Source organism: Aminithiophilus ramosus, assembly GCF_018069705.1.
GTDB classification, from domain to species: Bacteria; Synergistota; Synergistia; order Synergistales; family Aminithiophilaceae; genus Aminithiophilus; species Aminithiophilus ramosus.
Genome location: NZ_CP072943.1, coordinates 2,970,611 through 2,983,970, shown reverse-complemented (window position 1 = coordinate 2,983,970; position 13,360 = coordinate 2,970,611). Strand labels below are relative to the sequence as shown.

Genomic DNA, 13,360 nt, shown 5'->3' with positions numbered 1-13,360 from the left:
CAGCAGGTGGACCGGTCGGAGAAGGTCATCGCCCTCATCGACAGGACGGCTTCGGTCATGGAGACGGCCGACGACCTCCGCCGTCTCACGGAGCGCTTCGTCGTCGACGGGGAAAAGGGGGGGCTGGTCCCTCTCCGCTGAGGAAAGGCTCTGGAGAGGAAAGGCCCGGAAGCCGCACGGCCTCCCGACAGGACAAAAAAGGTTCCGGCCTCCGCGGAGGCCGGAACCTTTTTTGTCCTGTGTCGTGCGCTCAGATCTTCTCCGGCAGGGCCGCCGGGACCAGGCCCGGCTCGGAGGCCCGGGCGACGGTGAAGGATTCGACGAGCTTCTGGAGGCGGGAGGCCGTCTCGGCCATGGATTGGGCTTCCGTGGCGACGCCCTCGGACGTCGTGGCCGTTTCCTCGGCGGCCGCCTTGATGGCCTCGACCATGCGGACGACGTCGAGGGTCGACCGGGTGGCGCCGTCGATGGCGGCGGCCATTTCCTGGCTCGAGGCCGACTGCTCCTGCGCCGTCGAGGCGATGTGCCCCATGGCGTCGCTGACGGTGACGATCTCCTTGAGCAGGTGGCCGAGGTTCTCCCTGGCCTTCCCGGCCCGCTCCGCCGTGGCGGCCGTGATCCGGGCCGATTCGTCGGAGAGTTCCTGGGAGTGGTGGGCCTCTTTCCGGAGCCTGTCGGTGAGCGTGTTGACTTCCTGGGCGGCTCGGGCCGAATCCTCGGCCAGCTTGCGGACCTCTTCGGCGACGACGGCGAAACCCCGTCCCGCCTCTCCGGCCCGGGCCGCCTCGATGGCGGCGTTGAGGGCCAGGAGGTTCGTCTGGTCGGCGATGCCGACGATGGTGGCGACGAAGTTGCCGATCTCGCCGACGGACTGCTGAAGCTGTTTGGCCCCCTCCAGCGTCTCCTTGCTCTTGCCGCTGACGGTCGTCAGGGCGCCGATGACCTCTCCGATCTCCTCCGTCGTCTTCTCGGCGTGGCGGCGCGTCCTCTCTGCGGCCTCGGCTCCGCCCGAGGCCGCTTCGGCCGAGGCCTGGGCCGCGGAGGCCACCTCCTCGACGCCGGCGTTGGCCTCTTCCAGGGCCGCCGAGTTGGTCTCGGAGAGCTGGGCCGTCTGGTCGACGGAGGCCTTGACCTCCTCCATGGAGGCGTTGGTCTCCTGCGAATAGGCCGCCAGGGAGGAGGCCTTCTCGGCGACGCTCCCGGCCTCGGCGATGACCGATTCGATGACGTCGCGCTGCGTGGCGACCATGCGGGCCAGGGCGTCGGCGAGGAGGCCGATCTCGTCGCAGTTCTCCGTGCAGAAATCCTCCCGCGTGACGGTGAGGTCCCCCCTCTGGACCCGTTCCGCCAGGGAAAGGGCCCGCTTGAGGGGCTGCGTCAGGGCCCGCGTCATCAGGAAGGCGACGACGACGCCGGCCAGCAGGGCGATGGCGATGGTGATTCCCAGCGTACGGGCCGTCGAGACGGCTCGGCTCTGGGCTTCGGCGGCGATGGCCTGCGTGCTTTTCAGGCCGCTCTGGGAGACGGTGCGGGCGGCCGTCAGAAGGGCCTCGCCGGCCGCCTCCCGCTGGAGGCCGGCGGTTCTCAGATCCTTCCAGGTCTGGCGCAGCTGGAGGAGGTTGGCCCTGAAGTCCTCGAGAGCCTTGTCGAGGGCCTGAACCTGAAGGAGGCTCTCTCCGTGGGTGACCTTCCGCTCCAGATCGCGGAGCGAGGCGGCCAGGGCGTCGAAATCGGTCTCGATGCCCTCGAGCATCTCGGGGCGGTCCTGGGCCAGGGCCTGAAAGGTGCGCAGGCGGAGCCCCGTTCCCGCCATGACGGCCGCCTCCGTTTCGTAGATCCGTCGGGCCGAAAGCTCGAGGAAGAACTGGCTCGCCCCGGAGGTGAAGCCCTCTTCGAGGACGTCCCTCTGGTTCTGGAGCAGCGCCTGGCCCTCCTCGTCGAAACGGCTTCCGGCCGCGACGATGGCCTCCCTGGCGGCAGCCATCGCGGCGACGGATCGCGTCGTGCCCTCGAACTCGCTCCGGTAGAGATCGAGCTGTCGCTGGGCCTCGGTCACGGCCTCCCTGGAGTCGGCCAGCTGGGCGAAACGGTCCGTGAGGACGCCGAGCTGGGAGATGGCCGCCTGGGTCCACTCCAGATACTCCTCCCCCTTGCGGCGGAAATCCTCCCTCTCGGAGAGGGCGTAGCCCCGGATGGAATACATGCTGAGGAAGGCGTTGCGCTCCACGCCCGTGGCCGAGGAGACCTGAGGGATGCGGGCCAGGGCGAGATCGTCCGCCCCGGCTCTGACGACGTCGAGGTTTCTCCAGGCGAAGAAACCGGCGAGGCAGAAGAGCAGAAGGAGGACGCCGAAGCTGAGGGTCAGTTTCGGACCGATTTTGAGACGACCAAGCAAGGAGGACACACCCTTTCCGAATCCGTTAAAAGAGGTATTGAGGGGACTCCGCTCCGGGAGAGCGTGACGGTATTATATCAGCTTCGGTCTCGGCCGTCGGCGCCGTTGCCCCTCCTGTTGCGTTGTTTTTTTATTTGACTGTGAATATTGCAAGTATCGCATCAACGTGTCGCCGGCCGGTCTCCCCGGCGGCGCGAGAGTGAAGGGGGCTGTCCGCCCGTCCGCAGGGCGTCTCCCACCCTGTCGGCGATGAAGGACAGAGCCTGGCCGTTCAGCCCCTGATCGACGGGAAGGACGAGAAGGGAGCGGGCCACGCCTGCATCCTCCTCGGCGGGAGCCTCGGCCAGGCTGTTGACGCCCCAGTCGACGGGGCAGAAGATCCCTTCACGGCGCAGGCGGCGCAGGACTTCGTCCCGGGAGCCACCGAAAAGGCGGAGGGGCAGTCCCTGGGGGACGACGTGGGGAGGGAGCCTCTCCGCGATAGGGTGAAGAGGGTCCAGGATACGGTGGCGCTCGAGCTCTTCAAGGAGCCTTTCGTAGTTCCGTCGCCGAGCCGCGACGACGGAGGGCAGATCGCAGCGCGCCAGGATCTTCAGACTCAGAGGCGAGGGGAGCCGGGGCCTTCCGTCGAAGCGCTCCTCGCCCTGGCGAGCCAGGGCGAGCCAGCGCCGTCCCTCGTCGGGGCAGAGGTACCGCCCCAGGGCGGCCCAGCCCTTGAGCCGCAGCCGTCGGATGTCGGGTGCCCCCAGGCAGACCGTTCCCGCCAGGAAGGCATCGCGGGAGGCGACGACGGCGCCGTCGGCGACGGGGAGAAATTTGCGGAAACTCCTGAGGGTGACGTCGCCCCAACGCCCCGTCCCTTCGGTGAGGGAGGCCGGGACGGCGTCTTCGACGACGAAGGGACGCCTGGCCTCGTCGAGCCCGTCGAGAAAGGCGGCCATCCCCTCGTTGAGGAAGCCGAAATAGTGGATGAACAGAAGGACGTCGTCTTTTGTCGGTCTCAGCTCCGAGGGGGGAGCGGTCCAGAAAGGGGTGCGGCCCGACTGGCCGTAGAAGCGGAGCGAGAAGGAGGCCTCGAGAAAGGGCTCGACGACGGAGCTGCAGCAGAGAAAGGGCAGCCAGGCCCGCCGAGCTCCCCTCTCCCTCAGGGCGGCCAGGGCGACGGCCAGGGCCGAGCGCCCCGAATCGACCCAGAGACGTTGGCCTCCTTCCCCGTCGAAGGGGTGGCGAAAAACGGCGCCTTTTTTCAGCGGAGTTCCCGTGAACGAGGGATCGCCCCCTATGAGGCGGAAGGGCGGAGAGATTCTATCCGAAAGAGCCGAGGAAGGAATTCCTGTCTCCGAAGGGCCTTTCCCCATGGTTCGTCGTCCTTTCCGCAAGGAGGCCTCCCGTCGGGAGCGGTGAAGACTGCCCGAAGGGCATCCCGGACCGACCGTTTTCTCCCTGTTTTCGCGAGCCAGAGCCGATTCGGGCGGTCAAAAGCCTCGAAAGACGTCTTCCTGGACGCCGTCATGGTGCGACAGCCCGTCCCCTTCCGCCAGGGGCTTTCCGAGCCTTCCCCACGGGCGGAGACGAGCCCTCTTCGTCCACGATAAAGAGAAAAAGCGGTCCTTGACAGAGGCAATCAGGTGCTATAATCTGCTTGTAAGGTTGCAATTTTCAATAGTTCGTCTTGTTCTATTGGCCTTCCCTTCACAGGTGCAGCGAAGCGAAAACGACGTTCGACGCCGTTCCTTCCCATCTTCCTCTCCGCTGTTCTCCCTATGTTACCTCTCCTCTCCCCTTTTCGCCTGTTCCGTCGCCGTAGCAGGGTTGTCGTGCTGGGGTTGAGCCCCAGGTGAATCCGGCTGTGGGTTCGTTCTCGTACGCGGGCCTCTCCGAGGTCCTGCGGTGCTGGTCTGTCTTGTCTCCCCTGAAGCGATTGCCGGGGGTGCTGTTGGTCGTGTTTTCCAAAAAAATGAAACAAGGCGGAGAACAGAGCAGTATCTTCTAATATTATTGCCCCTGTCTGACGGAGACTCATGTCAAGAAGTATAAATATTTATTAAAAAATGCTAAAAAGGCCTTGTTCCTTGAAGAATGCTGATGTAGTATTCTGCAAGTTTAGCGTACAAGAAAGGAGGTGAACGAAATGGCAGTGCAGACGTCTATGGCTTCGTCGGGTCTGGCTGAGGTCATCGATCGGATTCTCGACAAGGGTCTCGTGATCGATGCGTGGGTGCGGATCTCCCTGTTGGGGCTGGAGCTTCTGACCGTCGAGGCACGGGTGGTCGTCGCCGGTGTGGAGACCTACCTGAAGTACGCCGAAGCGGTCGGCCTGACGGCTCCGATCTCCGCGTAGGGATCGGCGGCGCCCTCCCGCAGGAGGCAAGGAAAGCCCAAGGAAAGACTCGTAAGGAGGCGGAACGAAATGGCAGTGCAGACGTCTATGGCTTCGTCGGGTCTGGCTGAGGTCATCGATCGGATTCTCGACAAGGGTCTCGTGATCGATGCGTGGGTGCGGATCTCCCTGTTGGGGCTGGAGCTTCTGACCGTCGAGGCACGGGTGGTCGTCGCCGGTGTGGAGACCTACCTGAAGTACGCCGAAGCGGTCGGCCTGACGGCTCCGATCTCCGCGTAGGGATCGGCGGCGCCCTCCCGCAGGAGGCAAGGAAAGCCCAAGGAAAGACTCGTAAGGAGGCGGAACGAAATGGCAGTGCAGACGTCTATGGCTTCGTCGGGTCTGGCTGAGGTCATCGATCGGATTCTCGACAAGGGTCTCGTGATCGATGCGTGGGTGCGGATCTCCCTGTTGGGGCTGGAACTTCTGACCGTCGAGGCACGGGTGGTCGTCGCCGGTGTGGAGACCTACCTGAAGTACGCCGAAGCGGTCGGCCTGACGGCTCCGATCTCCGCGTAAGTTCCTTTGTGGAGGTCTGCCAGGGTTCCCTTGTTTCGCAAGCGTGCCCTGCCAGGCCATATGCCCTTCCTCGGGAGGCCAAGTATCGAAAATGGATGAATGTATGCTCCTTGATCTTATCGATGCCCATTCGTCAAGGATCCTCATGGTGGAAGAGATGGTCTCTACGGTCCATGAGGTCACGTCGAGCTTGGCGGAGGATTTGGAAATCCTTCATAAAGAGCGCGATCACCTGCGCGTAGACTTGAGAGAGATGGCAGCGAGAAATTGTTCTTTCAGAAAAAAAGATTTTGATAACTTCATGAATAGGCTTTTTGATGGAATAGATAAAGATAGAGACGTTCTTATAGCTGATAGTCAAGAAATCGAGCTATCTCTGAGGAGATATTTAAAAGAACAGATAGAGTTGACGCTAACTCTTAAAACTAAAGTTTATAATTGCATTAAAAAGACTATAGATAAAAAAGAGCTGGAATGTTTCGTTGATGAAATGAAAGGGACTTATCAAAAAAACGGAGACGACGTATTTCAGCAATTATGTAAATTTCAGTATAAAATTCAATGCTATAAAAAAATAATGTTGGAATGGAACAATTCTATGCGCCGCCTGTTGGAGCGGTCCAGCTCCCTAGAAATGAAAGACATGTGGCAGCTTGAAACAATAAAAAGTAGATTTACAAGAGAACAAGATAGGGATTTAAGAAGAGAAGAAGTAAGAGCCACTTTGGGTAGATTTAAAGATGAAAGATCGCAATATAGAATAGAACCTATCGCAACACGCGATGAAATTTGATTATTAATGCATTTAGATGAATTTTTATGTTAAATTGCAAAATAATGGGTTTTGAGATTTAAAACCATAATAACCGAGGAGGGATGGACTGTGAATTTATTGGAAGAGACTAGGTCATTGGTTCAGGAGTTGGCTGATTCTCATGCCGATAGATATCAAAATCTCCAAGATCTTAAAAAAACAATAGATGAAACACTTAAAACCTTTTCTACCGAGAGATTTGATGAGAAAGAGTCGATGAAATCAAAGCTGGTTCAAAATAAAAAGAAAATAGAAGAAGAAGTCATGGAAATTAAAAAATCCACGGCAGATATGTTGGATGGCTTCAAAAAAGAGCTTGATCTTCTTTTTGAGGCGTCAAGGTTGGCATCCCAAAAAAATACCCCAGATATAAGAGAAGAGCTCAAAGAAGAAAATAAGAAGAGAATAGAAGCATCAAGAGAAAAGATTTTATCGCTAAAAAAACAGTATAATGAAAATGTTAGATTGAATATCAATAACCGTAAGATTGAGATAGAAAACCTGCATAAAGAGGTTAAAGATATTTTAAGTGACATTCGTGAATCATTAAAAAATCAATTCGATGAATTACGTCAAAAAAGATTAGCGGATATTTCCAACATGAAACAAAGCGTAGATATGTTAAGAAATAATTTAAACAAAGAAAGGCAGGTCATTATTGACTTGCTTGAGGAGACGAGAGCGGTTTGGTCGGAATGCCTTGTGAATGAAGAGTCTTGCGAAGACGATGAGGTTGAAGCCGAACCTTCCGTCGAATCAAGAGATGACGCCTCTCCCGAGGCGGATGAGAGGGACCCGGATTGCTCCGTACTTGAACGCGCAACGGAGGAAGAGGACTTTGCTGTGACGGGGGAAGATCTTAAGACCAGGTTTTTGTCAGTCATTAAGGCGCATCCTGAAGGTATCTCCCTGACCGATGTGGCCGATAAGTTGGGCATGGCCACAGTGGCGTTGGGACGAGTGTCAAGAAATCTCTTGGATGAGGGCGGGATTCGAAGGGAGGGTAAGCTTTATTTCCCTTTGTCAGAAGGGGAGGTAGAAATCGGTGAAAAGTGAAGCTCTGACTAAACTTCGAACAATGCGCCATATTAAAAGCAATGCTGAAGTTTTCCGTGGCCAAAAAGCCAGGACGACAGGTGCTTTGTTTCGTGCCTTTGATAATAACGATGCTCCGGATTTGGAAAAGGATCGCAATTTCCAAACGATGCTCGAGCGAGAGAAGAGGCGTTTCGCCTCTAGGTTGCAATCGGTCGAGAGAGCCAGGGCGCGCCTTTTGAATTCCAGAAAGAAGCTTGCAGTTATTATTGACAAAAATAAAGCCCTGATGGAGTTGCGCAGAGAACTGCAAAAAGAGAATAGCTCTGATATGTGCGACTCAAGCGATGGCGACGCAGTGAATGATGAGAATTTTGAAATGCATTACTGATCCTGTGATTTTGGAGGTATTTAAGTTATGGATCGAGGAAGGATGACGCTTATTACTTCAAGGCCAAGCTTGGAGTTTGTAGAAACTCCATACATATCAAAAATATCCGAAAAAGCCCTTAGTTATTCTTCCTGTGGCTTTCCTATTCATTTAAGCGGACCTACTGGAGTGGGCAAGACGACTTTAGCGATGCATGTGGCCGCAAAAATAGGTCGTCCTGTCGTTTTGATTTGTGGTGATCATGAATTTGGAACTTCCGATCTGGTCGGTTATGTGTCCGGATATCGTCATAATTACACTAAAGACAATTTTATTAGGTCTGTTGTCAAGACAGAAGATGTAATGACGTCTCAGTGGTTTGATAACAGGCTGACTGTCGCGTGTGAGCGTGGACTGACGCTTGTCTATGATGAATTCACTAGATCTAGACCAGAGGCCAATAACGTCCTTTTATCAGTGCTGGAGAGTAAAATACTTCCTGTTTCGGGTAGAAATGGTAAAGAGTCTTACGTTAGGGTTCATCCCGACTTCAGGGCGATATTCACGTCCAACCCAGAGGAATATGCCGGTGTTTATAAAAGTCAAGATGCATTAAAAGATAGACTGGTAACATTGGAGTTAAGCAGCTTTGACGAAGAGACGGAAGTAGCAATTGTGCGAGGTAGAGTGGATTTATGTGAAAGCGAAATAGTTAGAATAGTTAAATTAATAAGAACCATAAGAAATAACTATTCGGATAAACTTACTCCCACTGTGCGGTCTTCTATTAAAATAGCGAAATATATAGATTTTTTGGATAAAAAGGGCAACATATCTGAAGATAGATTTATTGAAATATGCAACGATACTATATTGCCAATTATATCAAGTAAAAAAAGAGCCTCGGTTTCTAGGCTTATTATTGATGCAGCCAGCAATATTGAAAGAGAACCATATGGTAATGTTGAGAATTATTAGATGTTTTAGCGCCTAGATCGGGGTGTTGCGTAAATGACAATGGATAATAGTAAAAAAAAAGAAAATCCGGATGAAGAGAAAGATAAAATAGAGATAGATTTCAAAAAAGGTAAAATAAGTTTTGAAGGAATTTTTAAGGGGTTAGGTAGTTTATTGGATATGGTCGATAGGTTTGATGTAGTTGAAAAAAAGGGATCTATTGAAAGCCCCGAAGGAATTCGGGGCATTTATGGTTTTACTGTAAAAAATTTAGCAGGCAAGCCGATAATTGAAACATTTGGAAATAAAAAAATATCTGATTTGGAAAATAACCAACAAGAAGTCAGGGAACCTATAACGGATATTTTTAACGAAAAAGATAGAATGGTTATAGTTCTAGAAATGCCCGGCGTGAATGAAGAAGATATTATGATTGAAATAACAGATGGAACTATAGTTGTTCAAGCAGAGAGCAAATCAAGAAAATACTTTAAGGAAATCAAAACTGAATTCAATGTAAACCAAAACACACTCCTTCATTCTTATTTAAATGGAATTTTTAAAATAGAAATATCTCCTAAAAATGGGAAAAATCAATAATTCAGTATTTATTGTAGCTGAATCTAATTTAAAAGATGTCGGGAGAGGAATTGTTCGCATAGACCCTGTAGATATGGAAATAATGGGTGTAAGTGTAGGCGATGTGGTTCAGATTGAAGGAGAAAGGCAAACTATAGCTAAAATAATGCCTACTTTTCCGCAAGATCGAGGAAAAAGAATAATTCAAATGGATTGGACTCTAAGAAACAATGCAAAAACGTCATTGAACAATAACGTCAATGTAATAAAGATAGATTTTAAATTAGCGGAAAAGATTGTCATAGCTCCTTTGTCAAACGTTCGTATTCCACTTGGAGATAAGGATATTTCCTATATAGGATCCATTTTGACAGGTCTTGCCGTTATAGAGGGTGATTTCATAAGAGTTAACTTTATGGGAAACAGGAATCAGGATTTTTTGGTCAATAATACCACTCCTGGCGGACCTGTCCTTATTTCGCAAAAAACTCGTATTTTATTAGATAAAATTCAACAAAATTCAACTAAAAGATCCAAAATATCCTATGAAGATATAGGTGGATTGTCAAGAGAGCTTAAAAAAATACGAGAAATGATCGAACTTCCTCTGAAATGTCCCCGCCTTTTCGATCGACTGGGTATAGATCCCCCGAAGGGGGTATTGCTCTATGGTCCTCCGGGCTGTGGAAAAACCCTGATCGCCAGGGCTGTCGCCAGTGAAACGGCAGCGTATTTCGTCCATGTGACGGGGCCTGAAATTATGGGCAAGTTTTATGGTGAGAGCGAGGCCAGGTTGAGGGGCTTTTTTGAAGAGGCCAGAAAGAATGCCCCGTCGATTCTTTTTATCGACGAGATCGATGCCATTGCCCCCAAGCGGGAGGAAATGGGCGGGGAGAAACAGGTGGAGAGGCGGGTGGTCGCGCAGCTGTTGGCTCTGATGGATGGCCTAGAGTCGCGCGGTGACGTCATTGTCATCGGTGCGACGAATATACCCAACGCCTTGGATCCGGCGCTTCGTCGCCCGGGACGGTTTGATCGGGAGCTGGAGATCGCCATACCGGACCAGAGGGACAGGTTGGAGATATTGAGCATCCACGTTCGAGGCATGCCGCTCGCCTCCGATGTCGATTTGGAGAGGTTGTCGCGAGTGACTCACGGTTTTGTCGGTGCCGATATGGAGGCCCTGTGTCGGGAGGCAGCCATGAGCGTCCTGCGGAGGGTCGTTCCCGATTACACCTGTCGGATCGAAGAGGTCGCCGACATCGATATTTTGCAAATGGAAGTGATGATGGACGACTTCCTTGGTGCCCTCAAAGAAGTGGAACCATCGGCCATTCGGGAGGTTTTCGTGGAGGTGCCCGACGTGAGCTGGGAAGATGTCGGTGGCCTTCGCGAGATCAAGAGGCAGCTTTCGGAGGCGGTGGCTTGGCCGCTTAAGCATGGCGAGCTGCTTGCGAGCGTGGGGCTTCGGCCGCCGAAGGGCATCTTGCTCTCGGGGTCTCCCGGATTGGGTAAAACGTTAGTGGTGAAGGCCATGGCCAACGAAAGTGAAATTAATTTCATATCCGTAAAAGGCTCGGAGCTTTTGTCTAAATATGTTGGAGAGTCGGAAAAAGGAGTTCGAGAGGTATTTCGTAAAGCGAGACAGGCAAGCCCTTGTATTTTATTTTTCGATGAATTTGATTCATTGGTCCCTCTAAGACATTCTTTTGGAGATTCTCAAGTTATTGATCGAGTAATCAGCCAATTCCTCTCCGAAATGGATGGAATTGAAGAGCTCAAAGATGTTTTAGTTTTAGCTGCAAGCAATAGGCAAGATTTGATAGATCCAGCGATCATTCGCCCGGGCAGATTTGATCTAATTTTAAATTTCAATCTTCCAGATAAAGATGATCGGATAGAAATCCTTAAGATACATAGCAAAAAAATGCCTTTGGATGGCGATGTCTCGCTTGAAGAAATTTCTATGCGTACAGAAGATTTTTCTGGAGCAGAGCTCAAGCAGTTATGTCAAGAAGCAGCTCGCTTGGCGTTAAGAGAATATATGGCTTCAAACGGTGAAAATAAAATTGTTATACTTAAAAATCATTTTGATTTAGCCATTAATAGTGTAATGGAACGCAAGAGGTGATTTTATGAATATTAAAAATAAATATTTTTATGGTATTATAAATGAGCCTGATTTTAAGATTTTTGATGTAATTGGTATTAATAGTTCAAAAGTTTATTCTATTAGTATAGATAAAATTTCTGCTGTTGTCAGTGACTTTGGTAACGATGAAATATATCCGACCAGGAAAAATATTTCCACACACGCGACCGTGCAAGAATTTTTGATGGATAAATACACTTTACTCCCAGCAGGATTTGGTGTACTTGCATCTAAGAATGAAATGATGGATTTACTGCAAAAAAGCAAAGAATCCATAGTCAATGAAATAAATCGGTTATCAGGCGTCATTGAGGTGGTTGTCAAGGTTTATTGGGATTATAACTCAGAAATAAAAGAAATTGAAGTCAACAACAAGGAAATAGTTAAAATTAAATCTAAAATTAATAAAACATCTTCTTTGTTAGAAAAACAAAATATTAAAATAGATGCTGGCAAATTAGTAGAATCATTGCTTCTAGACAAAAGAAATATTTATTCTGATGATATATATGGTTATTTCAAAAATATAGCTCTTGATAGCCATAAAGACTCTGAATCTGGTATAGAAAATGTGCTAAACGCCTCATTTCTTGTAAAAAAAGCCGATAAAGACGATTTTATAAAATCAATCCATAAATTGGATGAAAAGTATAATAATAAATTTAATTTTAAGTGTATTGCTCCTCTGCCTCCCTATACGTTTTTGAATGTGGAAATGAATTATTTTAAAAAACCATGTTAGGTTTAATAAAAGATATTTTCATAGGTATCCCCGTTATTTTGTCGAAAGAAATTATTCTTGCCATTAAAAAAGAAATAGATAAGGAAGGCCTGATGACAGAAGATGCCATTAGAGCTAGGCTTAAAGAAATTCAAAAATCATTGGAAGATGGAAACTTGAGTGAAAATGAATACGATGAACTCGAAAATGATCTAATAGAAAGATTAAAAAAAATAAAGGCTGAGAGGTGAGAACGGTCGATGTCTATGCAACCCACACGAGAGGCAAGTTCGACGCTGGTCGATGTTATCGACCGTGTTTTAGATAAGGGTTTAGTTATCAATGCCGATATTTGCGTGTCTGTAGCAGGTGTTGAATTGCTTGGAATAAAGATACGAGCTGCTTTAGCTTCTTTCGAAACTGCGGCTCATTATGGATTGGAATTTCCAAGTGGAACAAATTACAATACAGATGCCTGGAAAGAAGCGCAAAAAGGCAAGGAAACATGTCCTCAGTGCGGAAAGCGAGTTTTTACGGAAGAGCTTTTGTCGAAATGTTGTCCTTGGTGCGGATGGGTCAGTGCCAGGGCTAGAGAGTCTTTGTTGGATAAAAACGAAGAATCCATTGCTATCGTAGATTAAATTTAAATATGGACAACAGGAATTTTTTATCTGACTTGTTGGATTCCATAGATTCAATAAGCAAAATTTTGCTGCTGGACGTTTGGTGGAGACGTCATGCAAGCATAGTGGATCTTAGACGGGATTTAAGCTGTAGGAATGACTTTGAGATAATTTATAGAATAAAACATATAATAAATACAAATTCTGAAAAAATATTAGGATACTCCATTATTGTTTTTAAAGAATCAAAAATAGATCCGTGTGACGGTAAGCAATGGTTTTTCCAGTGGTGGTTTGTGGATGAGATAGGATTAAATAAAGAATTTTCATGTATGGATATATATTCTGAAGGGAATAAAATTACTTTAATCGCATCCGTGAACGTCGTCCCTAGAATACCAAACGAAATGTCTCATATAATTGAATATAGGAATGGTGTGTTGAAGATAACGCTTGACAAGGAGTAATTAATGTCTCTTAATATTGACGAAGGAAATTTGAAGCAGGGGTTGTTGGGGTTGGTCGTAGCTCTTGTTGAAGTCATTCGCGATGCTCTTAAAATTGAAGCCGTTAAAAGAATGGATGAAGGCTCTATCCGAGAGGCAGAGTGTGAGCGTCTTGGAGAGGCTTTAATGGAGCTTGAAATTGCTCTAGAAGAAATCAAAAAGGATAATGACCTTGTTGAGTCGGTTCAAGCTGTGCGCGATGGATTGGATCAAGTGGTTGGTGACGTTTTGGATCGTATTGTGAATCCAGAGCGTTGGCGTGATGAGATTGATAGATAAAGATGAGGCTTTAGCCATGGGTTTGCCATG

General features: G+C 49.6%; 17 protein-coding genes. 15 read left to right on the top strand and 2 right to left on the bottom strand.

The features are described 5' to 3' along the window. Positions 1 to 6: 6 nt before the first annotated feature. A complete protein-coding gene (locus KAR29_RS13475) occupies positions 7 to 141 on the top strand; it encodes a hypothetical protein (protein ID WP_274373509.1) in 135 nt (44 codons plus the stop codon). 109 nt (positions 142 to 250) lie between these two features. On the opposite strand, the gene KAR29_RS13470 is transcribed toward KAR29_RS13475, so the two are convergent. Both KAR29_RS13470 and KAR29_RS13465 read right to left on the bottom strand, forming a co-directional pair. Further along, complete coding sequence (locus KAR29_RS13470; protein ID WP_274373508.1) at positions 251 to 2,395, bottom strand: methyl-accepting chemotaxis protein; 2,145 nt, start codon at positions 2,393 to 2,395, stop codon at positions 251 to 253. A 161-nt stretch (positions 2,396 to 2,556) separates the two neighbouring features. Continuing rightward, a complete protein-coding gene (locus KAR29_RS13465) occupies positions 2,557 to 3,753 on the bottom strand; it encodes an aspartate aminotransferase family protein (protein WP_274373507.1) in 1,197 nt (398 codons plus the stop codon). A gap of 773 nt (positions 3,754 to 4,526) precedes the next feature. On the opposite strand from KAR29_RS13465, the gene gvpA (KAR29_RS13460) reads away from it, so the two are divergent. From gvpA (KAR29_RS13460) to gvpK, 14 genes are all read left to right on the top strand, one after another. Next, positions 4,527 to 4,736, top strand: coding sequence for a gas vesicle structural protein GvpA (gvpA, locus tag KAR29_RS13460; protein ID WP_274373506.1), 210 nt, complete (start codon positions 4,527 to 4,529; stop codon positions 4,734 to 4,736). A gap of 69 nt (positions 4,737 to 4,805) precedes the next feature. Then, positions 4,806 to 5,015 (top strand): gas vesicle structural protein GvpA, encoded by a 210-nt coding sequence (gvpA, locus tag KAR29_RS13455; protein ID WP_274373506.1) that lies wholly within the window; start codon positions 4,806 to 4,808, stop codon positions 5,013 to 5,015. A gap of 69 nt (positions 5,016 to 5,084) precedes the next feature. Further along, positions 5,085 to 5,294, top strand: a complete 210-nt coding sequence (gene gvpA, locus KAR29_RS13450; protein WP_274373506.1) for a gas vesicle structural protein GvpA — start codon at positions 5,085 to 5,087, stop codon at positions 5,292 to 5,294. 190 nt (positions 5,295 to 5,484) lie between these two features. After that, positions 5,485 to 6,087 carry a hypothetical protein gene (locus tag KAR29_RS13445; protein WP_274373505.1) on the top strand — a complete coding sequence of 201 codons (603 nt, stop codon included), beginning with the start codon at positions 5,485 to 5,487 and terminating at the stop codon, positions 6,085 to 6,087. Between the two features lie 90 nt (positions 6,088 to 6,177). Beyond that, positions 6,178 to 7,164, top strand: coding sequence for a hypothetical protein (locus KAR29_RS13440; RefSeq protein WP_274373504.1), 987 nt, complete (start codon positions 6,178 to 6,180; stop codon positions 7,162 to 7,164). Beyond that, positions 7,154 to 7,534 (top strand): hypothetical protein, encoded by a 381-nt coding sequence (locus KAR29_RS13435; protein ID WP_274373503.1) that lies wholly within the window; start codon positions 7,154 to 7,156, stop codon positions 7,532 to 7,534. Before KAR29_RS13440 ends, KAR29_RS13435 begins: the two co-directional genes overlap by 11 nt. A 27-nt stretch (positions 7,535 to 7,561) precedes the next feature. Next, complete coding sequence (gene gvpN, locus KAR29_RS13430) at positions 7,562 to 8,491, top strand: gas vesicle protein GvpN (protein ID WP_274373502.1); 930 nt, start codon at positions 7,562 to 7,564, stop codon at positions 8,489 to 8,491. A 33-nt stretch (positions 8,492 to 8,524) separates the two neighbouring features. Continuing rightward, positions 8,525 to 9,070: an Hsp20/alpha crystallin family protein gene (locus KAR29_RS13425; RefSeq protein WP_274373501.1), complete on the top strand. Its 546-nt coding sequence runs from the start codon at positions 8,525 to 8,527 to the stop codon at positions 9,068 to 9,070. Beyond that, positions 9,054 to 11,180: a CDC48 family AAA ATPase gene (locus KAR29_RS13420; RefSeq protein WP_274373500.1), complete on the top strand. Its 2,127-nt coding sequence runs from the start codon at positions 9,054 to 9,056 to the stop codon at positions 11,178 to 11,180. Before KAR29_RS13425 ends, KAR29_RS13420 begins: the two co-directional genes overlap by 17 nt. A 4-nt stretch (positions 11,181 to 11,184) precedes the next feature. Then, positions 11,185 to 11,943 (top strand): GvpL/GvpF family gas vesicle protein, encoded by a 759-nt coding sequence (locus tag KAR29_RS13415; protein WP_274373499.1) that lies wholly within the window; start codon positions 11,185 to 11,187, stop codon positions 11,941 to 11,943. Beyond that, entirely contained in the window at positions 11,937 to 12,173 is a 237-nt protein-coding gene (locus tag KAR29_RS13410) for a gas vesicle protein GvpG (RefSeq protein ID WP_274373498.1), read from the top strand. Before KAR29_RS13415 ends, KAR29_RS13410 begins: the two co-directional genes overlap by 7 nt. A 9-nt stretch (positions 12,174 to 12,182) precedes the next feature. After that, positions 12,183 to 12,563: a gas vesicle protein gene (gvpJ, locus tag KAR29_RS14150; RefSeq protein ID WP_274373497.1), complete on the top strand. Its 381-nt coding sequence runs from the start codon at positions 12,183 to 12,185 to the stop codon at positions 12,561 to 12,563. 8 nt (positions 12,564 to 12,571) lie between these two features. After that, the gene (locus tag KAR29_RS13400) at positions 12,572 to 13,012 is read left to right on the top strand and encodes a hypothetical protein (RefSeq protein WP_274373496.1); all 441 of its coding nucleotides are present in this window, start codon (positions 12,572 to 12,574) and stop codon (positions 13,010 to 13,012) included. 3 nt (positions 13,013 to 13,015) lie between these two features. Beyond that, positions 13,016 to 13,330 (top strand): gas vesicle protein GvpK, encoded by a 315-nt coding sequence (gene gvpK / locus KAR29_RS13395; protein WP_274373495.1) that lies wholly within the window; start codon positions 13,016 to 13,018, stop codon positions 13,328 to 13,330. Positions 13,331 to 13,360 lie beyond the last annotated feature (30 nt).

Excerpts from the sequence above, each read along its gene's own strand:
- KAR29_RS13400 (WP_274373496.1), top strand. The coding sequence starts at position 12,572 with ATGGACAACAGGAATTTTTTATCTGACTTGTTGGATTCCATAGATTCA.
- gvpA (WP_274373506.1), top strand. The coding sequence starts at position 5,085 with ATGGCAGTGCAGACGTCTATGGCTTCGTCGGGTCTGGCTGAGGTCATC.
- KAR29_RS13465 (WP_274373507.1), bottom strand. The coding sequence starts at position 3,753 with ATGGGGAAAGGCCCTTCGGAGACAGGAATTCCTTCCTCGGCTCTTTCG.
- gvpA (WP_274373506.1), top strand. The coding sequence starts at position 4,527 with ATGGCAGTGCAGACGTCTATGGCTTCGTCGGGTCTGGCTGAGGTCATC.
- KAR29_RS13425 (WP_274373501.1), top strand. The coding sequence starts at position 8,525 with ATGACAATGGATAATAGTAAAAAAAAAGAAAATCCGGATGAAGAGAAA.
- gvpK (WP_274373495.1), top strand. The coding sequence starts at position 13,016 with ATGTCTCTTAATATTGACGAAGGAAATTTGAAGCAGGGGTTGTTGGGG.
- gvpJ (WP_274373497.1), top strand. The coding sequence starts at position 12,183 with ATGTCTATGCAACCCACACGAGAGGCAAGTTCGACGCTGGTCGATGTT.
- KAR29_RS13420 (WP_274373500.1), top strand. The coding sequence starts at position 9,054 with ATGGGAAAAATCAATAATTCAGTATTTATTGTAGCTGAATCTAATTTA.
- gvpA (WP_274373506.1), top strand. The coding sequence starts at position 4,806 with ATGGCAGTGCAGACGTCTATGGCTTCGTCGGGTCTGGCTGAGGTCATC.
- gvpN (WP_274373502.1), top strand. The coding sequence starts at position 7,562 with ATGGATCGAGGAAGGATGACGCTTATTACTTCAAGGCCAAGCTTGGAG.
- KAR29_RS13415 (WP_274373499.1), top strand. The coding sequence starts at position 11,185 with ATGAATATTAAAAATAAATATTTTTATGGTATTATAAATGAGCCTGAT.
- KAR29_RS13410 (WP_274373498.1), top strand. The coding sequence starts at position 11,937 with ATGTTAGGTTTAATAAAAGATATTTTCATAGGTATCCCCGTTATTTTG.